The organism is Pseudomonas sp. CCC3.1 (assembly GCF_034347405.1).
Classification (GTDB): domain Bacteria; phylum Pseudomonadota; class Gammaproteobacteria; order Pseudomonadales; family Pseudomonadaceae; genus Aquipseudomonas.
The window spans coordinates 1,683,089-1,708,123 of the sequence record NZ_CP133778.1 but is presented as its reverse complement, the minus strand read 5'-3'; the positions used below and the strand labels follow the sequence as shown (position 1 = coordinate 1,708,123).

The 25,035-nt window shown below is 56.7% G+C and carries 18 protein-coding genes; 5 read left to right on the top strand and 13 right to left on the bottom strand.

Annotation, left to right across the window (positions count from 1 at the left end; genetic code table 11):
* Nucleotide 1: 1 nt before the first annotated feature.
* Nucleotides 2–1,171: a cysteine desulfurase family protein gene (locus tag RHM56_RS07650; RefSeq protein WP_322240129.1), complete on the bottom strand. Its 1,170-nt coding sequence runs from the start codon at nt 1,169–1,171 to the stop codon at nt 2–4.
* A 333-nt stretch (nt 1,172–1,504) separates the two neighbouring features.
* On the opposite strand from RHM56_RS07650, the gene RHM56_RS07645 reads away from it, so the two are divergent.
* Entirely contained in the window at nt 1,505–2,614 is a 1,110-nt protein-coding gene (locus tag RHM56_RS07645) for a sigma-54 dependent transcriptional regulator (RefSeq protein WP_322240127.1), read from the top strand.
* Nucleotides 2,615–2,742: 128 nt separating this feature from the next.
* A complete protein-coding gene (locus RHM56_RS07640) occupies nt 2,743–3,522 on the top strand; it encodes a TSUP family transporter (protein ID WP_322240125.1) in 780 nt (259 codons plus the stop codon).
* Here the strand turns inward: RHM56_RS07640 and nudC are convergent.
* The 5 genes from nudC to gnd all read right to left on the bottom strand — a co-directional run bounded on the left by nudC (nt 3,490) and on the right by gnd (nt 8,619).
* A complete protein-coding gene (gene nudC / locus RHM56_RS07635) occupies nt 3,490–4,320 on the bottom strand; it encodes an NAD(+) diphosphatase (RefSeq protein ID WP_322240123.1) in 831 nt (276 codons plus the stop codon). The genes RHM56_RS07640 and nudC overlap by 33 nt on opposite strands.
* 43 nt (nt 4,321–4,363) lie before the next feature.
* Nucleotides 4,364–5,176: a crotonase/enoyl-CoA hydratase family protein gene (locus RHM56_RS07630; protein WP_322240121.1), complete on the bottom strand. Its 813-nt coding sequence runs from the start codon at nt 5,174–5,176 to the stop codon at nt 4,364–4,366.
* 112 nt (nt 5,177–5,288) lie between these two features.
* Nucleotides 5,289–6,122: an HAD family hydrolase gene (locus RHM56_RS07625; protein ID WP_416194906.1), complete on the bottom strand. Its 834-nt coding sequence runs from the start codon at nt 6,120–6,122 to the stop codon at nt 5,289–5,291.
* Nucleotides 6,119–7,642 (bottom strand): glucose-6-phosphate dehydrogenase, encoded by a 1,524-nt coding sequence (gene zwf, locus RHM56_RS07620; protein WP_322240117.1) that lies wholly within the window; start codon nt 7,640–7,642, stop codon nt 6,119–6,121. Before zwf ends, RHM56_RS07625 begins: the two co-directional genes overlap by 4 nt.
* A complete protein-coding gene (gene gnd, locus RHM56_RS07615) occupies nt 7,639–8,619 on the bottom strand; it encodes a phosphogluconate dehydrogenase (NAD(+)-dependent, decarboxylating) (RefSeq protein WP_322240114.1) in 981 nt (326 codons plus the stop codon). The genes zwf and gnd overlap by 4 nt, the downstream gene beginning before the upstream one ends.
* 356 nt (nt 8,620–8,975) lie before the next feature.
* On the opposite strand from gnd, the gene RHM56_RS07610 reads away from it, so the two are divergent.
* Complete coding sequence (locus RHM56_RS07610) at nt 8,976–10,718, top strand: phosphoethanolamine transferase CptA (protein WP_322240112.1); 1,743 nt, start codon at nt 8,976–8,978, stop codon at nt 10,716–10,718.
* Between the two features lie 119 nt (nt 10,719–10,837).
* Here the strand turns inward: RHM56_RS07610 and RHM56_RS07605 are convergent, their stop codons facing one another.
* The 7 genes from RHM56_RS07605 to RHM56_RS07575 all read right to left on the bottom strand — a co-directional run bounded on the left by RHM56_RS07605 (nt 10,838) and on the right by RHM56_RS07575 (nt 21,577).
* The gene (locus RHM56_RS07605) at nt 10,838–11,323 is read right to left on the bottom strand and encodes a GNAT family N-acetyltransferase (protein ID WP_322240110.1); all 486 of its coding nucleotides are present in this window, start codon (nt 11,321–11,323) and stop codon (nt 10,838–10,840) included.
* 85 nt (nt 11,324–11,408) lie between these two features.
* Entirely contained in the window at nt 11,409–11,738 is a 330-nt protein-coding gene (locus RHM56_RS07600; RefSeq protein ID WP_322240108.1) for a hypothetical protein, read from the bottom strand.
* Between the two features lie 112 nt (nt 11,739–11,850).
* A complete protein-coding gene (locus tag RHM56_RS07595; protein WP_322240106.1) occupies nt 11,851–15,120 on the bottom strand; it encodes a transporter substrate-binding domain-containing protein in 3,270 nt (1,089 codons plus the stop codon).
* Nucleotides 15,121–15,747 (bottom strand): response regulator transcription factor, encoded by a 627-nt coding sequence (locus RHM56_RS07590; RefSeq protein WP_322240104.1) that lies wholly within the window; start codon nt 15,745–15,747, stop codon nt 15,121–15,123.
* A gap of 450 nt (nt 15,748–16,197) precedes the next feature.
* Complete coding sequence (gene mgtA, locus RHM56_RS07585) at nt 16,198–18,960, bottom strand: magnesium-translocating P-type ATPase (protein ID WP_322240102.1); 2,763 nt, start codon at nt 18,958–18,960, stop codon at nt 16,198–16,200.
* 681 nt (nt 18,961–19,641) lie between these two features.
* The gene (locus tag RHM56_RS07580) at nt 19,642–20,979 is read right to left on the bottom strand and encodes a lysine N(6)-hydroxylase/L-ornithine N(5)-oxygenase family protein (RefSeq protein WP_322240100.1); all 1,338 of its coding nucleotides are present in this window, start codon (nt 20,977–20,979) and stop codon (nt 19,642–19,644) included.
* A 115-nt stretch (nt 20,980–21,094) separates the two neighbouring features.
* Complete coding sequence (locus RHM56_RS07575) at nt 21,095–21,577, bottom strand: sigma-70 family RNA polymerase sigma factor (protein WP_322240098.1); 483 nt, start codon at nt 21,575–21,577, stop codon at nt 21,095–21,097.
* A gap of 309 nt (nt 21,578–21,886) precedes the next feature.
* Between RHM56_RS07575 and RHM56_RS07570 the strand changes: the two genes are divergently transcribed.
* A complete protein-coding gene (locus RHM56_RS07570; RefSeq protein ID WP_322240096.1) occupies nt 21,887–23,059 on the top strand; it encodes an efflux RND transporter periplasmic adaptor subunit in 1,173 nt (390 codons plus the stop codon).
* Nucleotides 23,060–25,030 (top strand): MacB family efflux pump subunit, encoded by a 1,971-nt coding sequence (locus RHM56_RS07565; protein WP_322240094.1) that lies wholly within the window; start codon nt 23,060–23,062, stop codon nt 25,028–25,030.
* The last annotated feature ends 5 nt before the right edge of the window (nt 25,031–25,035 follow it).

Sequence of the window (25,035 nt, the reverse complement as noted above, 5' to 3'; positions counted from 1 at the left end):
ATCAAGACTGGGCAACTGCCCAAAAAGGTGCAGGCGCGGCGACTGCGGCCTTGATAGCACTTACCGCAACATCCATATCCTCCTCGCGGGTAAAACGCCCAAGACTCAGGCGGATGGTTCGACCCGCCTTGTCGGCATCATGCCCTACTGCCAGCAACACATGCGACGGCGCCTTGCTCGCAGAATTGCACGCAGAAGTGGCCGAGTATGCAAGAACCGCGCTCAACGCCGAACTGTTGAAATGCCCCTTGGTGAACGTCAGGCTCAAGGTATGAGGAATTCGTTGTGTCGGACAACCATTGCACTGCAACCCCGGTACATCAGCCAACAGCTCAAGCAAACGCTGGCGCAGCCCCTGAATGTGCGCCAACTCCTGAGCAAATGACTGACTGGCAATGGCAAAAGCAGCACCCATGCCTGCAATCTGGTGAGTCGCCAAAGTACCGGAACGCAAACCAGACTCATGTCCGCCACCATGAATCTGCGCCTGCAAACGATCCTGTGCCCGCGGTCCTACATACAAAGCACCAATCCCTTTGGGCCCGTAAATCTTGTGCCCCGAGAATGACATCAGGTCTACCGCCCACTCCGCCAGATCGATGGCGACCTTACCCGCACCCTGTGCCGCATCCACATGAAACAATGCGCCGTGCTCGCGCACCACGCGGCCAATCCCTGGGATGTCATTCACCGTCCCCAGCTCATTGTTGACCAGCATCAGCGAGACCAGCAGCGTGTCCTGGCGCAGGGCAGCGCTGACTTTTTCAGCACTCACAAGCCCGTCCTTATCCGGAGCCAGATACGTCACATCAAAGCCTGATTGCTGCAGAAAATACGCGGTATCCAGCACCGCTTTGTGCTCGATTTGACTGGTGATGATGTGCCCACGTGATTCGCGACTGACTTGAGCAACGCCTTTCAACGCCAGGTTATTGGACTCGGTAGCCCCCGAGGTCCAGATAATTTGCTCCGCACGGGCATTGATCAACTGCGCAACCTGCTCACGCGCCAGCTCTACCGAATGCCTGGCCTGCTGACCAAACACATGAGAGCCAGAAGCCGGGTTACCAAAATTACCTTCAAACCCCAGGCAATCGACCATCACCTGAATGACGCGATCGTCCACAGGCGTGGTAGCGGCGTAATCGAAATAAAGAGGTCGTTTGTTCATTGTGCAAACCCACTGAGCGCGTTCCGGAATCAGGCATTGCTTGATAGCAGAAAAGTGAAGCCACATGAAAAGGTGGCGATTAGAAATAACCGATTGATCAGACTGACGAAAGGGGCGATATCAAGAAAAGACGTAGGAGTGTTCCCAAATTCGGCCAACCGCTGATCCATAGCCTTATGAAGCGCTAAAAGTAAGGTCTTGCGCAAGTCTGATATGCCATAAGGATATATAAATATGGAATTACGTTAGTTTACGGAATAACTAAATCCCCTTATAAAGTCATCTTCGGCTTTCCTTTTGTGGGCAGAGCCCCCGATAAAAAGGAGCTGTCGATTGCAGCTTTTAACCTTACCGGCCACTCCGGCACTCGCGACCTCCATCAGGGCCACGGCCCAAGTGTTTGAAGATCCTGTGTCCAAGGAGTTGCTGTCACACCTGCAACAAATAGCGCCCAGTGACGCCAGCGTTTTAATCATTGGCGAAACGGGCACCGGCAAGGAGTTAGTTGCTCGACATATCCACCAACTCAGCCACCGTCATCAGCAACCTTTCGTGGCCGTTAACTGCGGAGCGTTTGCCGAGTCGCTGGTCGAAGCCGAATTGTTCGGTCATGAGAAAGGCGCCTTCACAGGTGCATTAGCAGCCAAGGCCGGCTGGTTTGAAGAGGCGGATGGCGGCACGCTGTTTCTGGATGAAATCGGCGATTTACCGCTGCCTATTCAAGTGAAACTGCTGCGCGTTCTGCAAGAACAAGAAGTCGTGAGGCTGGGCTCACGCAAAAGTACACCGATCAATGTTCGCGTATTGGCCGCGACCAACGTAAACCTTGAGCAAGCCATTGAGGCCGGGCACTTTCGAGAAGACCTGTATTACCGGCTGAATGTTGTCAGCCTTGTGCTACGTCCCTTGCGCGAGCGACCAGGAGACATCCTGCCGTTGGCCAGACACTTTCTTCACACCTATCGCCAACGCCTGCAACACGGGCCAACGGCACTGAGCGCCTGCGCAGAAGAAGTGCTCAAGCAACACCCATGGCAGGGAAACATCCGCGAACTGGAAAACGTCGTGCATCACAGCCTGCTGCTGTGCCGCAATCAGACCATCACCGTGCAAGACCTGCGCCTGTCGCAGTCACGCATCAGACGTCAGGACGCACCGGCGCACTCACACACCCCCTCGCAAGACAGCACTCAGGATTTGCTGCAACGTGCGTTTCGAAAACTTTTCGAAGAGGAGCCGGGTGCGCTGCATGAAACAGTCGAAGACAGCCTTTTAAGAGCGGCCTACGAGTTTTGCCATCACAACCAGGTACACACCGCCAAACTGCTTGGCCTGAGCCGAAATGTCACGCGTACACGCTTGATTAAACTCGGAGCGCTGTCAGTCAATACACGTCGAGCCGAAACAGAAACCGCCTCGCCCTATTTGCGACAATCGATTTAGTCAAAGCAGCAGCGGCCTTGTGACGGTCGACAACAGCCGCGTTATCGTCGCCGCTGCACGCCGTTATAGGTAAGATGACGTCCTTGTGCGCATTTGCGCTGAACGTCCTGCCGAACTAAGCCGATCCCATGCCTTTTGAACTCAGCGTAGATTTGACCACTCTAGCCATTCTGGCCGCCGTTGCATTTGTCGCCGGTTTTATCGATGCCATTGCCGGCGGTGGCGGTTTGCTTACCACCCCTGCCCTGCTGACCGCTGGCTTGCCACCGCACCTGGTACTGGGCACCAACAAACTCAGCTCAACCTTTGGCGCAGCCACCGCCAGCTTCACCTTCTACAGGCGCAAGCTGTTTCATCCCCGGGAATGGAAACTGGCCATTTTTGGCACCTTGGCAGGCGGGCTGATCGGTGCCGTTACTGCGCACTACATGCCCGCTGAATGGCTCAACAAAATGTTGCCCGTGATCGTTTTCGGGTGCGGCTTGTACTTGCTGTTTGGTGGCACCCCGAAAACCCCGATCGACAATAACGCGCCCATCAAGAAGAAATGGCAGTTGCCACAAGGTGTTGGCCTGGGCTTCTATGATGGTGTCGCAGGCCCCGGAACCGGTGCGTTCTGGACCGTGAGCAGCATGCTGCTTTACCCCATCGACCTGGTGAAGGCCAGTGGCGTGGCCCGCAGCATGAACTTCGTCAGCAACATCGCGGCACTGTCCGTCTTTATCTTCTCGGGGCACGTGGACTGGATCATCGGCTTGACCATGGGTTTTGCGGTCATGATCGGCGCATTCTTTGGCGCCCGCAGCGCAATCAGCGGCGGGGCCAAATTCATTCGCCCGGTATTTATCACCGTGGTATTGGGGCTGACAGTACGCCTAGCCTGGCAACACTGGTTCGGCATGGCCTAAGCGCCGCGCCACGTACAGGTCGATGAGATAGCGCGCAATCGAGCGCGATGCTGGCAACGGCGGCAGGTTATGAATGCTGAACCACTGCGCATCTTCAATCTCATCGGCCTGAGGCACGATCTCGCCCCCCGCATATTCCGCATGAAAGCCCAGCATCATGGAGTGCGGGAACGGCCAGCATTGGCTGCCGACGTACTGAATATTTTTGACTGCCACTTGCACTTCTTCGTGCACTTCACGAATCAGGCAGTCTTCGGCCGACTCACCTGGCTCTGCGAAGCCCGCCAGCGTGCTGTAAACACCAGGCACAAAACGTGGCGAGCGTGCCAGCAAGACTTCGTCGCCTCGGGTAATCAACACAATCATGCTCGGTGAAATACGCGGATAACTGCGCAAGTCGCAGGGCGCGCAGTACATCGCGCGCTCCCTCGGCACCTGCGTCATTGCCCGCCCGCAACTGCCACAGAAACGATGCTCGCGTGCCCATGTGCCAATTTGCGCAGCGTAGCCCAGCACCTTGTACAAGGTGTGATCGCCTTGCAGCATGAACGCCCGCAACCCCTGCCAATGACAACCCTCAACCTGAGCAGTGCCCTCCAACTCCAGCAGGTACACCGGCTCGCCGTCCAGATGACCAATGCCGTGCTCGGCGAGTACCGACAATTCCTGACGCTTTAGCCATTCACGAGCAAACAGCGGGCCATTGTCATCGACTAAAAACCCCTCCGAGCCGCGAACCACTGCCAAGCCACCAGCAAGATCGGTATCCAGTACTGCCGTCGTCCAACGCGAAGTCATCACAACATCCCAGGTCAAGTTGAAGTGCGACGCGGCGACCGCGTCAATCCTGAAATTCAGGCTTTTGTTTGCTCATGTGCGCCGCCACAGCCAAGCGCAAGTCGGTAGATTGCAGCATGGCCGCGTTCCAGGTAGCAACATATTCAAGGCCATCGTCTACGCGATGATCGCGCATGTAGCTGATCATCTGTTTAGTTCCGCCAATAGCAATTGGCGATTTGCTGGCAATTTCACGTGCAATGGCCATGACCCCTTCCAGCAATCGCTCATGATCACTGTAGACCCGGTTGACCAAACCAATGCTGCGCGCTTCTTCGGCGGCAACCATGCGCCCGGTATACGCCAGCTCGCGAAGCATGCCATCACCCATAATGCGCGGCAAACGTTGCAACGTGCCGACATCCGCGGCCATGCCCATATCGATTTCCTTGATTGAAAACTGCGCATCCTCGGCGGCATAGCGCATGTCGCAGGCTGCAATCAAATCAATGGCACCGCCTATGCAGTAACCCTGGACAGCGGCCAAAACGGGCTTGCGGCACTGATCAACAGCATTGAACGAGGCCTGCATTTGCAGGATTTTGCGCCGCAGCAGGCGTGCGTTCCGTCCGACATCCTTGCCCAGTTCATTGGCCACCGAGGCCAGCAACATCAGGTCAATGCCTGCCGAAAAGTGCTTGCCGGCGCCGCTGATGACCACCACCCGCACAGCATCGGTTTCGTCGATCCACTGAAAAATCTCGATGATCTCAGTCCAGAACGCCGCATTCATTGCATTGACCTTTTCAGGTCGATTGATGATCACGTGGGCGATGCTGTCGTTTAACTCAACCTTAAAAGCCTGGTAGTCGGACATAACCTGAATCCTTTAGAGGGCGCTGCTAGCGATCAATGAGCCGCCGACTATAACAAGCACCCGGCGCCACAAGCAGGCCGCGATAACGCCAAACCCCGGACAAAATGACCTGTCAAAATCCCCTTAAAGGTTGCAGGACGTAACGCTCAATGGCTTGTGCAACTCCGTCATCGACATTGCTGCCAGTGACCTGCATTGCCTGCTGGCGAACCTCATCGCTAGCCTGACCCATTGCCACCGAAATCCCTGCACGTTGGAACATCGCGAGATCATTGCCGCCATCACCGATGACCATCGTGCGCTCCAGCGGCACCCTTAAATGGCCCGCCAACGTGACCAGTGCATCACCCTTGTTCGCCTGAGGGGCCGTCACATCCAGATAATGGGCTTGCGAGCGACTGGCCGACGCCAGGCCTTTCAATGCGTCCTGCAACTGGAGTTCAAGCCCAGCCAGCAACGATACATTGCTGCAGGTCGCCACAATCTTGTCGACGCGACGACTAAACGGCTCAAAGTCCTGCACGACGCGCGGGGCGTAACCCAATGAATTCTGCTCCCGAGCCACCATCGGCCGATGCGGGTCACGTAATAACCACTCATCGTCGGCAAATACCCAGACTTCGACCTCTTCGTGGGGCGCCAGCAATTTCAGGGTTGTATGCACCGCCTCAAGCGGCAAGCGGTGCGATTGCAAGCAAGTGCCGTTGGCATTCATCAGCACCCCGCCATTAAAAGCCGCTGTTGGCAGTTCAATCCCCAACTGCTTGACCTGATCGCGCATGCCTTTGGGTGGACGGCCAGTGGCCAAGGTGAAATGTACACCAGCGGCCTGCAACGCCTTCACCGCGGCCAAATTGCGAGGGCTGATGCTGTGATCAGGCTTCAGCAAGGTGCCATCCATGTCACACAGGACCAATTCAATTGCGTCGTGCTTCACCGTATTTATCCTATGTTCAGCCACACGCGACCATCGCGAGCCAGCAGGTCTTTTGCAGCTTCAGGCCCATCCTCTCCGGCCTTATAGGGATGAACATCCGCCCGCTCGCGCCACGCATCCAGGAAAGGCTGCACGCCGCGCCAGCCGTTTTCGATGTTATCGGCCCGCTGAAACAAGGTTTGATCGCCCGTCAGGCAGTCATAAATCAGCGTTTCGTAGCCCGTTGAGGGCTGCATTTCGAAGAAGTCCTTGTAGGCAAATCCCAGCTCGATATTGGCCATGTGTAAACCCGGCCCCGGACGTTTGGCCTGTAAGTCAAACCACATACCTTCGTTGGGCTGAATCTGGATACGCAGATAGTTGGGTTTCAACCGCTCCACTTCTGTGTCGCGAAATTGCGCATAAGGCGCTGGCTTGAAGCAAATAGCGATTTCAGTGTCACGCGCACTCATGCGCTTGCCGGTGCGCAGGTAAAACGGCACGCCGACCCAACGCCAGTTGTCGATCATCACCTTGAGCGCCACAAAGGTCTCGGTCGTGCTGTCAGCGGCCACATTGTTCTCTTCGCGATAACCGGCAACAGGTTTACCGCCTGACTCGCCCGCCGTGTACTGGCCACGGACCGAGTTTTTGTGTGCATCTTCCAGCGACCATGGGCGAATCGCGCCAATTACCTTGGCTTTCTCGCCACGCACCGCGTCGGCGCCAAAAGCGGCTGGCGGCTCCATCGCCACCATCGCCAATAGCTGAAACAGGTGATTGGGCAACATGTCGCGCAAGGCGCCGGTGTTTTCGTAAAAGCTGCCACGGGTCTCGACCCCGACGGTTTCTGCCGCCGTGATCTGTACATGGTCAATGTAATGATTGTTCCAGAACGATTCGAACAACCCGTTGGAGAACCGGCTAACCAGAATGTTCTGCACGGTTTCCTTGCCCAGATAATGGTCAATCCGGTAGATCTGCTTCTCGCTCATGACGCTCAACAGGCATGCGTTCAACGCGTGCGCGGTTTCGACGTCTGAGCCAAAAGGTTTTTCAATAACCACCCGGCGAAACGCATCCGGGGTTTCTTTAAGCAACCCGCTCGCCCCCAGCCGCTGCACCACTTCGCTGAAAAAGCGCGGGGCAGTTGCCAGGTAGAACACCGCGTTGCCAGAGCCACTGGCGAAAATCTTCTGCTCCAGCGCCGCATAGGTGCTGTCGTCGAGAAAGTCGCCCTGCACATAACTGATGTTCTTGGCCAAGCGGGCCCATAAATCGGCGTTCAAGCCTTGACCATCAGGACGATCGACTTTGCTGGCGGCCTCCGTGCGAATGAAGTCCTCCAGTTTTTTAGCAAAGCCCTCATCACTGATCGCATTGTGGTCAACGCCCACAATACGCAAACCATCGTCCAGCAAACCGTCCCGACTCAAGTTGTACAGCGCCGGCATTAACAAGCGCTTTACCAGATCACCATGAGCCCCGAACAAAAACAGTGTGGTCGGGGGCGCAGGTTTAACGTTGGATTTGCTGGACAGTTCGGTCATTTTTTAGGCGTCTCCACGTGGCCGCCAAAACCAAAGCGCATGGCCGACAACAATTTGTCGCCATAGAGGCTTTGCTGGCGTGAGCTGTAGCGGGCAAACAAGGCATTTGACAAAACAGGTACCGGGGTCGATTGCTCCATGGCAGCTTCGATGGTCCAACGGCCTTCACCGCTGTCTGCCACCGCGCCCGAGTAACCGTCCAGCGGTGCATCAGTGGCCAGTGCATCAGCAGTCAGATCCAGCAACCAGGACGAGACCACGCTGCCACGACGCCACACTTCAGCAATATCGCCCAGATTTAAGTCAAAACGTTGTTCTTCAGGCAGGTTCTCACCGCCTTTCATCTTCATCAGGTTGAAGCCTTCGGCATACGCCTGCATCAAGCCGTACTCAATACCGTTGTGCACCATCTTGACGAAATGCCCCGCGCCCGCCGGACCTGCGTGGATGTAGCCGCGCTCTGCGCGATCATCATCAGACACACGATCTTTGGTGCGAGGAATATTACCCAGGCCCGGTGCCAACGCAGCGAACAGCGGGTCCAGGTGTTTAACCACCTCGGTGTCACCGCCGATCATCATGCAGTAGCCACGTTCCAGGCCCCAAACGCCGCCCGAAGTGCCGACGTCGACATAACGAATGCCTTTCTCAGCCAGCGCTTTGGAACGGCGAATATCGTCTTTATAGAAGGTGTTGCCGCCATCAATGATGATGTCATCGGCGTCGAGCAGTTGGCTCAGGGTGTCGATAGTGTCTTCGGTCGGCGCGCCAGATGGCAGCATGACCCACACAGCGCGGGGCTTGGCCAGGCCAGCAACCAGCGCAGGCAAGTCGGCAACGCCCGTGGCGCCGTCCTGTTCCAGAGCACTGACAAAGTCGGTATTGCGGTCAAAAACCACGGTTGTATGCCCATTGAGCATCAGACGCCGTGCGATGTTACCGCCCATACGGCCCAATCCAATAATTCCCAACTGCATGTACTGTTGCTCCCAACGACAAATAAATAGGTGTACAGCACCTTAGTTCAGCAGTGCTTAAGGTGCTCGGCTCAGGATTAGTCCTAGCGCATGGCGCATAGTTTCGCACAAGCAGCAGGACAGATTCCCGACTGAATACGCTCAGCAGACGGACGAGAGCCCTCAGACTGCAAAAAAGTACACATTCATCTGAGTGACACGCTCTGCAAATCGCCCCTTACGCCCCTCCGACAAAGTTTTCACAACACAACTGTGACAATTAAACACTTTGTGGCTGCTTTATTTTCAGGTAGCCCTCACGTGTTGCGCCGGGTACGACGGCTCAACCATTCAAGTTGTTGTCGTTGGAGAGCGGTATGGGGTTGTTTAAACGCAGTAGCACGTCTGCGAAGGGTTTCGACTGGGCAGGTTTCGGCTGGCTTTTTCTGTTCTTCTGGTACTTTTCCGGCATCACCCAGTTGCTGATACAGCTCACCGGCACCTCCGGCTTTTCAGGTTTTCGCCAAGCGTTTGTCATGAGCGCCCTCTGGCTGGCACCGATGCTGCTGTTTCCGGCCCGCACCCGAATCATGGCGGCAGTGATTGGCGTCGTGCTGTGGGCCTGCTCCATGGCCAGCCTTGGCTACTTCTTCATCTACCAGCAAGAGTTCTCGCAAAGCGTCATCTTCATCATGTTCGAGTCGAACCCCTCTGAGGCCGGCGAGTACATGACTCAATACTTTGCCTGGTGGATGGTGCTGGCGTTCCTTGCCCATACTGCTTTCGCCGTCTTCCTCTGGACCCGCCTGCGCCCGGTGTACCTGCCCCGCGCTCAGGCCTGGGCCGCAGCAATGGCGATTTTGATCGCCGTGGTCGGCTACCCGCTGATTAAACAAACCCTTAAACACGACACGTTTGCCTCAGCCCTTGAAAGCTTTGAAAGCCGGGTTGAGCCCGCAGTGCCGTGGCAGATGGTGGTCGCGTACCGTCGCTATCTGCAACAGTTGGACAGCATGCAAGGCATGCTCGCCAGCGCCAGCAAAATTCCACCCCTGACTAACCTCAAAGATGAAGAAGCTGGCAAGCCCACCACCCTGGTGCTGGTTATCGGTGAATCCACCAACCGTCAGCGCATGAGCCTGTATGGCTACTCGCGTGAAACCACACCTAACCTCGACAAGTTGCGCGACCAACTGGCGATCTTTGACAACGTTGTCACACCACGCCCATATACCATCGAAGCCTTGCAGCAAGTGCTGACGTTTGCTGACGAAGAACACCCGGATCTGTACCTCAGTACGCCATCGCTGGTCAGCGTGATGAAACAAGCGGGTTACAAAACCTTCTGGGTCACCAACCAGCAAACCATGACCAAACGCAACACCATGCTCACCACGTTCTCCGAGCAGGCAGACCAGCAGGTCTACCTCAACAACAACCGCAACCAGAACGCCCGCCAGTACGACGGCGACGTGCTGGAGCCGTTCAATAAAATTCTGGCTGACAGCGCGCCACGCAAATTGATCGTGATTCACCTGCTCGGCACCCACATGAGCTACCAGTACCGTTACCCGCCGACTTTCGACAAGTTCAAGGACCGTACCGGAGCTCCGGCCGGGCTGAGCGACGACCAGGTACCCACCTACAACAGCTATGACAATGCCGTGCTGTACAACGATTTCGTGGTATCGAGCCTGATCAAGGACTTCGCCAAAACCGACCCTAACGGCTTTCTGCTGTACTTGTCCGACCATGGTGAAGACGTGTTCGACTCTGCCGGCCACGACACACTCGGCCGCAACGAAGCCAAGCCGACAGCGCCGATGTACACCATTCCGTTTATGGCCTGGGCCTCACCCAAATGGCGTGAAAGCCATGCCTGGAATTTCGCCAGCGACCTGGGGCGTCCTTACAGCAGCTCACAGCTCATCCACACCTGGGCAGACCTGGCCGGGCTGAGTGCTAACGAGTTGGATGACAAGAAGAGCCTGGTCAGCGACCAATTTGTGGCACGCCCGCAATTGATCGGCGATCCCTACTCGCGCCCGCAAAAAGCTTTGATCGACTTCAGCCTGCTCAAACCTAAACCTGCGGCACCGCAAAACGTGGTCACACAGTAAAAACACTGCTGTTAACGCCAAACACGGCCAACTGTAGGAGCGAGCTTGCCTCGCGATCTTTTGATCTTTTAAAAGATCGCGAGGCAAGCTCGCTCCTACAGGGTCCGGCAGGCTGCCGGCTACAGGTACTTGTTCCAGAACAGCATGCGCCCGTGAGCCGGATCGAGTTGACCCTCGCTGAATCCGAACTTGCGATAAGCACATTGAGCCACCGAGTTGCCTTCAAGCACTTCGAGGGTGATCTTGCAGCAGCCGCGCTCGCGGGCAATGGCTTCAACCTTCTCCAGCATTCTCTGGCTCAAGCCCAGGCCGCGATAGGTATCGACCACTGAAACGTCATGCACATTGACCAGAGGCTGGCCAGCAAACGTCGAAAAGCCTTCAAAACAGTTGACCAAGCCAGCGGCCTTGTCATCCACAAAAGCCAGCACGCTGAATGCATGCGCACGCTTGGCCAACTCGCCAGGCAGTTGCTCTAGCACCTGTGGGGATAACGCTTCACCGCCACCCATCGGGTCTTTGGCGTAGTGGTTCAAAATATCCCTCAGTGCTTGGGCATGAACCGGGTTTGTATAGTCTGCTTGCACGATTACAACGTGTGACATTGCGCGTATTCCTCGACGACTCAAGCCATTGTTATCCGTTTGTAACAACTTAGCCTGCTCGAGGTGGCACAGACAAGTGTTCGCCTCAGGTGTGGCTCAAAGGGTCAATGCTTTGCATCAACTGATCAATTTGAGTCACCAGCACATCAGCATCCCGATAGATCCGGATATGGCGAAACTGCGCATTGTCCCTGTGGTACTCGTGCGCATCGACAGACGCGCCACCCGCCATTGCCTGGCTGATCAACAGCAAATCAAACTCACCAGCTTGCGCGTCACCCAACCCCGTCAGTTCTTCAAGACGGTGCAAAGGCGCCACTCGGAAATACCCTGCTCGGTTAAGCGCTATTTCTACGTTTAGCGCCTGTTTTCTATCAGCGTCGGCGATCAGTATTCGTAAGGATTTAGTCGGCATAGTGGTGAACCATCGTCAAAAGTTTTTTGTGAGAACTTTCAAATGGAACAGCTCGTACTGACACTTAAATGCGTGTGCTCACGCATATTTCAAGCCATCGGTTACCTGCCGCTCAACGCGTTTCATGGGCAACTGCATAACGTTCCAAAGCCTCGCCAAGATGCTCCATGCTGCTATGCAAAGCGTCTACACAGGTGGTAATCAGTCGCGGGTCGGCCTGAACGCACGCCGCTTCCAATTGTTCGCAACACGCAATCAACGCGCTGGCCTTGACCAACCCCGCCCCGCCTTTGATCCCATGTGCCAATTCAGCCAACCCGCGATAATCATCTTTAACAAAAAACGCCACCAGTCGCACAAGATCCTGGCTGTTACTGAGTGCCAACTCGGCCAGTAAGCCGTGAAGCTGTGTGTCATCGCCTTGGGCCAGTTGCTTGAGGTAGGTCAGATTGATCTCATCCTCATCCACCGAGGGCTGATCGGCATCCGCCTCCGGCTGCGCGCTGAGCACGCCAGACGTCAGGCAAACATTCAAATCCTTCAGGCTGATGGGCTTGAACAGGCACTGATCCATCCCCGCCTCTCGGCAACGTTCAACTTCTTCAGGCTGTGCATTGGCCGTAAAACCAAACACAAGGCAGGGCTCAAGCCCTCTTTCCCGCTCTTCGCGCCGCACCTCACGAGCCAAATCATAGCCGTTCATGACCGGCATGTTGCAATCAGTAATGATCACTTCAAAGCCGCCAACGCGCCACGCAGCAAGGCCTTGTGCGCCATTTTCAGCATCCGTCACACGATGCCCCAGGTAACTCAACTGTTGAGACAAGAGCATCCGGTTGGCCGGGTAATCATCCACTACCAAAATGTTCAACGACCGCGGAGAGGTCCACGTCTCTGTCTCGGGAACAGCAGGCTCAACGAGGGGTTCAAGACGCGGCACCACGAGTATGACGTTTACGAGAGTCCCCTTGCCCAAATCGCTGCTCAGACGAATCGTGCCCCCCATCATTTCGCAAAGCGCACGGCAAATGACCAACCCCAGGCCTGAGCCGCTGCGCGCCGACTGCGTGTTGTTACTGGCCTGAACAAACGGACTGAACAATCGACGTTGGTCCTGATCAGAAATGCCTGTGCCGGTGTCTTGTACCCGAACCTCAATCAACACCTGCTGCTCATCAGGCTGGGCCCGTACGCTCAACGTTAGGCGGATCTCACCCGCATCAGTGAACTTGATGGCATTGCTCAATACGTTGGAAACGATCTGTTTGAAGCGCATCGGGTCGATCAACACATCGACATCCAACCCAGATGCGTTCCGTTCATACACCAGGCTCAAGCGCTTCTGCCGCGCCAGACCATCAAACATGCGTATGACCGCTTCTATCAGCGCCTGCACATTGGCGCGTTTTGGGCTCAATGACAGGTGCCCTGACTCGATACGCGCGATGTCCAGAATATCGCCAATCAAATCCAGCAATTCGCGGGCGGCTCCCGAGGCCACTTCAATTGCAAAACGGTCCATCACCCCCGTGTCGGCCTTTTTCATGGCCAGTTCGAGCATGCCAATCACCGCATTCATGGGGGTGCGAATTTCATGGCTCATGGTCGCCAGAAAAGTGGTTTTCGCACGATTCGCCTCATCGGCACTTTGCTTGGCGATTTGCACCTGCTCCAACAGTTGCTGGCGCTTGGCTATGGTCCTGCGCAAGTAGGCAATCCAGCCCAGTGCGACCAGCAGCAAGGCGGCCGCGATGGAAAAGCCTTGAATAATCGCTGCCCGATTGCGCAGCCAGTAACTTTCACCTTCACGGCTGTCATCGCGCCAGCGATTGGTCAGCACACTCATTTCTTCCGGAGTAATACTGAGTAAGGCTTTATCCAGAATCGCATGCAACTCAGGAGCATCACGCGCGGTAGCAAAACCAATCTGCGCGGGCTGGGTGCCGACGGTGCTGGTGATGTGCAACTGCTCATTAAAACGCCGCGAGATCATGTAGCGCGCACTGATCAACGCATTGATGGCGCCATCCGCCTTACCCTGCGCGACCATGCTCATGGCGTCTGCCGCGTTATCCGCTTCAAGCAGTTGAATGCCCGGATAGCGGTGCAACACAAATTCGCGCAACACATTGCCCCGTACCAGAACCAGCCGCTGGCCGGCCATCTCATCCAATGTGCCAGGGCTGCCGGGCTCGATGCGGGTAACCAGTACAAAAGGGGTCGTCAGATAAGGCCGGGTAAAACTCAACAGACCTTCGCGATACGCGCTGGGGGTAAATGCACCGATCACATCGGCTTTGCCGGTGCTGACCAGGCGAATCAAGTCTTCGACCGAGTCGCCTTTCACCGACTCGAACTCGATACCGGTGCGAACCCCGATATTGAACAGCACGTCTGCACTCACGCCTTTAAACGCCCCGTGTTCGTCGATAAACGACAACGGCAGGTATTGATCATTGATCGCCACCCGCACACGCGGATGCTCATTCAGCCAGCGCTGCTCATTGGAGGTCAGCGTCAGCCGCGCATGGCTATCCACCTGCGCCCCCTCCGAACTCCAGCGCCGCACAATGGTCATTCGCTCGCTGGCCGGAATCACGGCCAGCGCGCTATTGATGATGCGCAGCAAGCGCGTGTTATCACGCGCCAGCGCAAACGAAAACGGGCTGACGTCTATGCGTGAAAAGTCGGCCAATTGCACGTTATTCAGGTAGTTCTTGTTGATCAGGTAATTGGCACTGATGAAGTCACCCAGGTAAGCATCGGCCTGGCCAAACGCCACAGCGCCGATGGCACTCAAGGTCGAGGGGTATAACTGCAACAGGGCCTTGGGGTAAAACGCCTTGACCTTTTGCGGCGGTAAATAGTGATCAAGCATGGCCAGCCGCTTGCCCGCCAGGTCGGCGGGCAGTGCCTGTTGACTACCACTGCGGGTCACCAGCGTTGGGGAGTCGTCGGCGTAAGGCTGGGTCAGCACCAACTTGCGGTCTTGCGCCTCAAAGCCATTGGCGCTGCTCAACAGGTCCAGTTCGCCACTTTTGAGCGCGTCCATCGCCAGCGGCCTTGAGCCGTAGCGCTTAACCTCGATATTGACGTGCAATAACTCTGACAGCAGTTGCGCGTAATCCGCGGTCAGCCCTTCAAAGTCCTGGCCATTGGCGGTCATGTCAAAGGGGGCGTAATCGGGAGCGGAAACCCCCAGGCGCAAGGTGCCGTGTTGCTTGAGCCACTGCCAGTCTGGCGCCTCAAGCACTACGTTATAGGCCTCAACATTCGAGCGGCCCAACAACTGCAATGTGGGGGTCGCGGGCTCTGCAACAGCGCATGGCAAGCCAAGAACAAACAACGTGATTAAAAGTCCTTGCAGCACAAGGAACTTCATTTAAATCAAGCCATTGCGCTTGGCAAAGTCTGCCAAATACACAACAGAACCAATATTCAACTTTTCTTTTAAACGCGTTTTATACGTACTGACGGTTTTGGTGCTTAAGTTCATATCCTCAGCAATTTTATTATTGCTCAAGCCTCGGGCAAGTTGTTGCAAAATACTTAACTCGCGTGCGGATAAACGCTCAATCATTTCCGGATCCGTCAATGTTGCGTCACCACTGCGAACTGAACTGATCGCTAGATTAGGGAAGAACGTATAACCGTCCTTGATCAATTTGACCGCCCTCCCCAACTCACTGAGGTCCTGACTTTTAGTGATAAACCCGGCCGCCCCGGCCTTCATGCAACGCTGTGAGTAAAAAAGCGCCGATTGAGAGGTGAGCACCAGAATCTGGCACGCCAACCCTGACGCCTTGATCCGGCCAATCACATCCAGGCCATCCAGCCCCGGCATGGTGATATCCAGCACGATCAGGTCCACCGCATGCTGGCGCGCCAATTGCACCGTATCAATTCCATTAGTCGCTTCTGCCACGACGGTGTGCCCCAGGCTTTCCAGGAGCATTCGCACAGCCAAACGAATTAAAGAATGATCATCCGCAATCAATACCCTATGCATGTGACCTCCAGCCAAAAGCCTCAGTAACAGGACGCGCTCGACACAAACATATCCGAATGAATATATTTAATGGCAAACGATCCACAAAAAACATCTTAATGAGTGATGAGAAAAGTATAGGATATTTCCCACAAACTTTTATTGCACTCAATGCACCCTCTAAACGTTGCATGCTGACACCTGATTTAAATCAAGCCGCGAATAGTCACCATTCGGATGCAACTTACGAGAAGGGGATTTGCTACATAACTTGTAGGAAATTTCTCAAATAGATGCGTGACCGCTCAAGACTGACGACTCAGTCGCATCTGGGCTCCAAAAAGCCTGAACCACAGAGAGTGCTGGTTGCTTGCATGCAGCCCCCCCTGTCACCCCATTAGGCCTGTACCGCAGGTTGCGATCTGTTGATCATTGAACGATCGCAGCCTGCAGCAACGCCTGAAAAGTGACTTACTGCCAGCCAAACTTGCGAATGTAGTAACCCTTCACTGCTTGGGTCAGCACCATGTACGCCAGCAAGATGACAGGCAAGAAAACGAAGTACAGCCCCGGTAATGCCTGCAATTTAAAGTAGCCGGCCAACGGGCCCATCGGCAGGAAAATACCCACAGCCATGATCACCCCGGTCATCACCATCAGCGGCATCGCCGCACGGCTTTGCAGAAACGGAATTTTCGGGGTCCGGATCATGTGCACGATCAAGGTTTGCGTCAGCAACCCCACCACAAACCAGCCCGACTGGAACAGGGTCTGATGCTCAGGGCTATTGGCCTTGAACACGTACCACATCAGGCAAAAGGTCAGAATGTCGAAGACCGAGCTGATCGGCCCGAAGAACAGCATGAAACGTCCGACATCCGCGGGTTGCCAGCGCTGTGGTTTTTTCAGCATTTCGTCATCGACGTTATCAAACGGAATGGCGATTTGAGACACGTCGTACAGCAGATTTTGCACCAGCAGGTGCATCGGCAACATGGGCAGAAACGGGATGAACGCACTGGCAACCAGCACTGAGAACACGTTGCCGAAGTTCGAACTGGCGGTCATCTTGATGTACTTGAGCATATTGGCAAAAGTGCGGCGCCCTTCCAGCACGCCCTCCTCCAGCACCATCAGGCTTTTTTCCAGCAGAATGATGTCCGCTGCTTCCTTGGCAATGTCCACCGCACTGTCCACCGAAATCCCGATGTCAGCGGTGCGCAGCGCCGGGGCGTCGTTGATCCCGTCACCCATAAAACCCACCACATGGCCATTTGCCTTAAGCAGGCGAACGATGCGTTCTTTGTGCGACGGCGTGAGTTTGGCAAACACGTTGGTGGTTTCCACCGCCACGGCCAGTTGGGCATCGGTCATGCGCTCAATGTCATTGCCCATCAGCAAGCCTTGCTGCTCCAGGCCCACTTCGCGGCAAATCTTCGCAGTCACCAGTTCGTTATCACCGGTCAGCACTTTTACGGCCACGCCGTGTTCCGCCAACGCTCTGAGTGCAGGTGCGGTGCTTTCTTTAGGCGGGTCCAAAAACGCAACATAGCCGATCAGCGTCAGTTCTTGCTCGTCCGCCAGGCTATAGGTGTCACGCCCGGGCGCCATTGAGCGCGCGGCAACGGCCACCACCCGCAAACCCTCTTCGTTAAAGGCCGCCGTGACTTGGCGAATACGCGCCAGCAATGAGTCACTCAGGGCTTCTTCCAACTCACCATGGCGCACGTTTTTGCACACCGACAGCACTTCTTCGACCGCACCTTTGCAGATCAACACGTGTGGCTGGTCTTGCTCGGCCACCACCACCGACATGCGGCGACGCGTGAAGTCGAACGGAATTTCATCCACTTTGTTGAACGCGGTGCCCACGTTCAATTCGCGATGGACTTCAACGTGCTCCAGCACTGCCACGTCCAGCAGGTTTTTCAGCCCGGTCTGGTAGTAGCTGTTGAGGTAGGCCATTTCCAGCACGTCGTCAGACTCTTGCCCCCAGACATCCACGTTGCGGGCCAGAAAGATTTTGTCCTGGGTCAAGGTCCCGGTTTTATCCGTGCACAGCACGTCCATCGCGCCGAAGTTCTGGATCGCGTCCAACCGTTTGACGATGACTTTTTTACGCGACAGAAAGACTGCGCCTTTGGCCAGGGTCGACGTCACGATCATCGGCAGCATTTCAGGGGTCAGGCCGACAGCAACAGACAGCGCAAACAGCAAGGCCTCAGTCCAGTCGCCCTTGGTGAAACCGTTGATGAACAACACCAGCGGCGCCATCACAAACATAAAACGGATCAGCAACCAGCTGACTTTGTTAACCCCGGTCTGAAACGACGTCGGGCCACGATCGGTCGCCCCGACGCGCTGGGCCAGCGCCCCAAAGTAGGTGTTATTGCCGGTGGTCAGCACCACCGCCGTTGCCGCTCCGGACACCACATTGGTGCCCATGAACACAATATTGTCCAGTTCCAGCGGGTTGCTGGTCTGGCTGTCTGACTGACGGGCAAACTTCTCGACCGGCATCGACTCGCCGGTCATGGCCGCCTGGCTGACAAACAAGTCCTTGGCGCTCAGCACGCGGCAATCTGCCGGGATCATGTCACCCGCCGACAGCACAATCAGGTCGCCCGGCACCAACTGTTTGATCGGTAGCTCAATGCGCTGTGCGCCCTTGATTTGCTGGGCCGCGCCAGAGAACCGGCCAAACATCGGCGAGGTTTCAGCACTGAAATCACGGCGCATCACCGTGGCGGTGTTGCTCACCATCGCCTTAAGCGCGTCTGCCGCCTTGTTGGACTTGGCCTCTTGCCAGAAACGCAGCAAGGTCGACAGCACCACCATGGTGCTGATCACCACGCCCGCTTGAATGTCATCGGTGGCCAGCGAAACCGCGGCGAGCAGCGTCAGCAACAAGTTGAAGGGGTTTTTGTAGCAATGCCACAGGTGCACCCAGCGGCTGAGTGGCTGCTCGTGTTCAACCTCGTTGAGGCCATGCTGCAGGCGCAGCGCAGCGGCTTCGGCTTCGCTCAGGCCATCGGTGTGAGTGCCTAGGTTGTCGATCAGCGCCGCGCTTTCAGCGTTGGCCGCCGTCACCAGGGTTTGCGCCAGGGTTGGCGGCACTTCACGGCTGACCGTGGTGTTGGTCAGGCTGTCGAGCAAAGCCAGACGGCGAAAGTGCCGTCCAATGTGGCGAGTACGCAGGAAGCCTGCGAAGAATTCTTTCAGAGTGAGTTTCATGGTGCTACTCCTGCGCCGCCTGCGCTCACTCCGTTCAGAGTGACTACGCAGGCGGCCTTAATCTCGAACCGTCATTCATAGTTTTGATCTCGGGGAGCGGGCCGCAAGCCCGCCGTCAATAATTGGCGTACACACACCCGGGCAACGCGGGACGGTGTTGGCGGCGACGAATCGGCGTAAAAGTGTGGCGCATGAGGCTTCCCCTGACGGTCAACGGAGCCCTGAAGAAGGCGCAGCCGAGCGTGCGCCTCGTGCCATGGGGCACGCGCGTACGACAGGTGACAAACCGCACCGCCATAGGCGTCGGTCGCACATGTTTCAGTGTCGATGAGAGGGTTTCAGACTCGGGCTCACTATTGACCCGATCTAGACGCCGCTGCTCGCTCTGTTCAGCAAGCAACGACAGGGGAATCTGCGCGTTAGCTTGCCGAGAATGTACCGGTCTTCAAAACCGGCCGACTACTGTCACTCGAACTCGCACCCACTGAGGGTCTCCGCTATTGATGAAAACGTCGGCAGCTTACTCCCGGCATTTAGGAGAGTAAACCGTAGGAAAGCTTCCGTTTCATGAATCAGATTTGTCTTCAGGAAGGGTTCAGTTTGTAGCCGCTGCGCGCGCCATCGTCGTTGTCGGGCTGCGCGAGGCTACGCAATCGGACGTAGCCTCGCGCTGCTCGACCGTTAGATAGCCGTCGCCAGCAACCGCTCGACCGCTACGCTGTTTTGCTTGTGCTGTTTGTCATGGGCATACAGCGAGGCTGAAATTTCCTCGGCTCGAATCGGCAAAACCGACAACAAGGTGTCGCTCAAACCATGGCTCGCCTGACAAAAGCCCTGCATATAAATCCCGGCCTTGCAGCGCGTGTCGGTCACGATTCGGTAATCACGATCGACCTCAAAATCGCCCAGGTAGTCAGCCAACGGCGCCAGCAAGTGGCGGTGCATCTGACGTTCGTAGCCAGTGGCCAGAATCACGGCGTCGTAATGCTGCTCGCTCAACTCGCCGCTCGCGGTATCACGCAAAGCCAACTTAATGCCCTGCCCGTCTGCCACCGCGTTTTCAATACCGGTCAGACTGCGGAACACATGGCGCGCAACACCCGATACTTTCTGACGATAGAAAATCCCGTAGATGCGTTCAATCAGGTCAATGTCCACCACCGAATAGTTGGTGCTCTGATACTCGTTGATCAAACGCTCGCGCTCGGCGCTGTTTTGCTGATACACCAGATCCGTGAACTGCGGCGAAAACACTTCGTTGACGAACGGGCTGTCATCTGCAGGCTTAAGCGCCGAACCGCGCAAGATCAAATCCACGTGGGCCGACGGGTAGCTGTCGTTCAAATCGATAAACGCTTCCGCGGCGCTCTGGCCGCCGCCAATGATCGCGATGCGCATCGGCTGACCACTCACGCACGGCTGTTCGGCCATGCGCGCCAGGTACTGCGAGTGATGGAACACCCGGCTGTCATCTTTGAGTGACTTGAACGCTGTCGGAATACGTGGCGTACCGCCTGCGCTGACCACCACCGAACGCGTCGTCCGTACGTGATGTTGCCCAAGAGCATCGCGAGAAATAACCCGCAACGCTTCGACCTGCTGCTGGTGCAGTACCGGTTCGATGGCCAGTACTTCTTCGCCATAACGGCTTTGCGCTTCAAAGTGCGACGCCACCCAACGCAGGTAATCGTTGAACTCCATACGGCACGGATAGAAGGTACCCAGATTGATGAAGTCAACCAGACGGCCGTGGGCTTTGAGGTAATTAACGAACGAATAAGGACTGGTGGGGTTACGCAGCGTGACCAGATCCTTGAGGAAGGAAATCTGCAATTCACTCTGGGTCACCAGCGTGTTGCCGTGCCAGCGATAGTCCGCCTGCTTGTCTAAAAACAGCACATCCAAGGGACCTTGCACTTGCCCGCGCTCTTCCAGGGCGATGGCCAGGGCCAGATTGGAAGGCCCAAAACCGATGCCGATCAGATCATGAACGACGGCCGAAGCGATTGCCTGTGTCATTTCCAGTGTCCTCTGGATTGCCCCTCAACAGAGGGAAAAAAACCCGTGGCCTGACTGTTCTGTGGCAGATCAGCAGGTCGTCTGTTGAGTAGGAACGAGAATACGGAAATAAAATTTAGGCGTTGTCCCACTGCCGAATACGAATTCGGCAGTGCTTCATGGCGTTGACAATGTGCTTCTCAACCACGCTGCGAGACACCCCAAGGCGCTCGGCAATCTCAGGGTGAGACAAACCTTCAATTTTGCGCAGCAAGAAACTCTCACGGCACGCCGCCGGTAATTCGGACAGCGCTTGCTGGATCATTTCCAGACGCTGCTGCCGGTCCATCAGCAATTGGGGTGAAGGGCTGAAAAAACGCTCTTCGGTGTCTAGCACCTCCAACGGCTCAACCTGACGCAAGGCGCTGCGCCGATGTCCGTCGATCACCAGATTGAGCGCCGTGCGATACAAAAATGCACGCGGTTGCTCGATCGGGTCATCGCTTACGCGCTCCAGCACTCGCACGTACGCGTCATGCACCACATCTTCGGCCGCATGCGCATTGCCCAATCTGGCACTCAAAAAGCTCACCAGTTCGCGATAGTAGTTTTCCAACATGACTCCTGGCCGCAGCAGCAGCGGCAACATTCCATGAGCGCAGAAACAGACCGAGTGAGGTAGCGGCATGATGATGGCACTTGCGCCGACGTAATTTATAGTAATTCTCATATAGATTTAAGTGCGAACGTTTAAACAGCTCTGAAATATTCAGTCACATACCTATAAACAACCGCCTAAATTCCTGCCCTTAACCTTCGTTAACTCAACAGCTCCCCGTGTCTGTCGCATGGTCGACAGCGTTCGCTTCAGGCTCTTATCGGCCCTGCGCTACGAAGACGGGCCGATCCCCATTGGCCGGAACCCTGCATGAAACGCCCTCGACAGCCCCGCCGTGCGCTCCTCATCACCTTGTGTTTATTGCTCGTTGCCGCGTTGATGGCCTGGCCTTTTCTGACGCCAGGCCGCGAAGCGTATGACACGGTGCCCGTCACCCGTGGCGACATTGAAAGCAGCGTGACCGCGCTGGGCACACTGCAACCCCGGCAATATGTCGACGTGGGCGCGCAGGCTTCAGGGCAAATCAACACGATCCACGTTGAGGTCGGTGACGAGGTCAAAGAAGGCCAATTGCTGGTCGAGATTGACCCGTCAACCCAGACCGCCAAGCTCGACGCCAGCCGCTATGCCATTGAAAACCTCAAGGCCCAGTTGCAAGAACAGCGCGCTCTGCACGACCTGGCCAAACAGAAATACCTGCGCCAGCAACACCTCGCCCAAGGCGGCGCCACCCGCGACGAAGATATACAGGCGGCGCTGGCCGAAGTGCGCACCACCCAAGCCCGTATTGACATGTTCCAGGCGCAAATCCGCCAGGCCCAGGCCAGCTTGCGCAGTGACGAGGCTCAACTGGGCTACACGCGTATCTACGCGCCGATGTCCGGCACCGTCGTGGCGCTGGATGCCCGCGAAGGCCAAACCCTCAACGCGCAACAGCAAACACCGCTGATTTTGCGCATCGCCAAACTGTCGCCGATGACCGTGTGGGCTGAGGTGTCAGAAGCCGACATTGGTTACGTCAAACCGGGCATGCAGGCGTACTTCACCACGTTGAGCGGCGGCAACCGACACTGGAACAGCACCGTGCGGCAGATTTTGCCGGTCCCGCCCAAACCCCTCAATGAGGCCAGCCAGGGCGGCGGTAGCCCGGCCAGTTCGGGCAAAAGCGGCAGCGCGCGCGTGGTGCTGTACACCGTGTTGCTGGATGTCGACAACATCGATCAGGCGCTGATGCCAGAGATGACCACCCAAGTGTTTTTCGTCGCCAATCAGGCCAAGGACGTGCTGCTGGCGCCGATTGTGGCCCTGCAAGGCAGTACCGAAGGCGATCGGCAAACGGCGCACGTGGTGACGCAAAAAGGAAAAATCGAGCCTCGCGAAATCCACACAGGCATCAGTGACCGCTTGCGGGTGCAAGTGCTCGACGGCTTGAGCGAAGGCGATCACCTGCTGATCGGCCCGGCCACCGGAAACGGAGGCTAAATGGTCACTCCCCTGATCGACCTGCAAGGCATTCGCAAGGTCTACGGCGGCATCGACTCGCCCGAAGTTCATGTGCTCAAAGGCGTCAGCCTGTCGATTCACGCGGGCGAGTTCGTGGCCATTGTCGGGGCCTCGGGCTCGGGCAAATCGACCCTGATGAACATCCTCGGCTGCCTCGACCGTCCGACCTCGGGCCGCTACCTGTTTGCCGGTGAAGACGTCGCGCACCTGGGGTCTGATGAACTGGCCTGGCTGCGCCGTGAAGCCTTCGGCTTTGTGTTCCAGGGCTACCATTTGATCCCCTCGGCCTCGGCCCAGGAAAACGTCGAAATGCCGGCCATCTACGCAGGCTTGCCAGCCGCCGAACGTCACGCCCGCGCGGCGGCTCTGCTTAAGCGCCTGGGGCTGGCAGATCGCATGGCCAATCGCCCGCATCAACTGTCGGGCGGCCAGCAACAGCGGGTATCGATTGCCCGCGCCTTGATGAACGGCGGGCACATCATCCTCGCCGACGAACCCACAGGCGCGCTCGACAGCCACAGCGGTGCCGAAGTCATGGCCCTGCTCGATGAACTGGCGAGTCAGGGCCATGTGGTGATTTTGATCACCCACGACCGCGAGGTTGCGGCGCGAGCCAACCGAACTATTGAAGTGCGCGACGGCGAGGTCATCAGTGACAGCGCCAATGGCGCGCCGCCGCCCGCCACCGACAAGCCCAAAGCCTTGCAAGCGATTGACTTGCGCCAGCGTCTGAACGAAGGCAGCGAGGCTCGTGGCGCCTGGAAAGGCGAGTTGGTGGACGCCCTGCACGCGGCCTGGCGGGTGATGTGGATTAACCGCTTTCGCACAGCCCTGACCTTGCTCGGGATCGTCATCGGTGTGGCATCGGTGGTGGTGATGCTGGCGGTCGGCGAAGGCAGCAAACGCCAGGTCATGGCCGAGATGGGCGCCTTTGGTTCCAACATTATTTACCTGAGCGGCATGTCACCCAGGCCGCGAGCGCCGCTGGGCATCATCACCCTCAATGACGTGGCGGCTCTGTCGACCTTGCCGCAGGTAAAGATGATCATGCCGATCAATGGCGCCGAAATCGGTGTGCGCTACGGCAACGTCGACCACACGATGTACACCGGCGGCAACGGCATCGACTTCTCGGCGATTTTCAACTGGCCGGTGGTGCAAGGCAGCTTCTTCACCCAGGCCGATGAAGACGCCGCCGCTGCCGTGGCGGTGATCGGGCAGAAAGTGCGCGATAAAGTCCTCAAGGACGTACCCAACCCGATTGGCCAATACATTTTGTTGGAGAACGTGCCCTTTCGCGTCGTCGGCGTGCTGGCCGAAAAAGGCGCCAGCTCCGGCGATTCGGACAGTGACACGCGCATCGTGGTGCCCTACTCCGCCGCCAGCGTGCGCCTGTTCGGGACGCACAACCCGGAATACGTCGTGATTGCCGCGGCCGACGCGAGCAAAGTCAAACAAACCGAAAAAGCCATCGAACAGCTCATGCTCAAACTGCATCACGGCAAGCGCGATTTCGAAATCACCAACAACGCGGCGATGATCCAGGCCGAAGCCAAGACCCGTAACACCCTGTCATTGATGCTCGGCTCGATTGCGGCCATCTCCTTGCTGGTGGGTGGCATCGGGGTGATGAACATCATGCTGATGACCGTGCGCGAACGCACCCGCGAAATCGGCATTCGCATGGCCACTGGCGCCCGTCAGCGCGACATCCTGCGCCAGTTCTTGACCGAAGCGCTGATGCTCTCGGTGGTCGGCGGCGTGGCAGGCATCACCCTGGCCTTCGTCATTGGCGGCATCTTGCTGCTGTGCGACGTGGCGGTGGCGTTCTCGATGGTCGCGGTCCTCGGCGCCTTTGGTTGCGCGCTGGTGACTGGCGTTATTTTCGGCTTTATGCCGGCCCGCAAAGCTGCCCGGCTCGACCCGGTCACGGCCCTTACCAGTGAATGATCTAT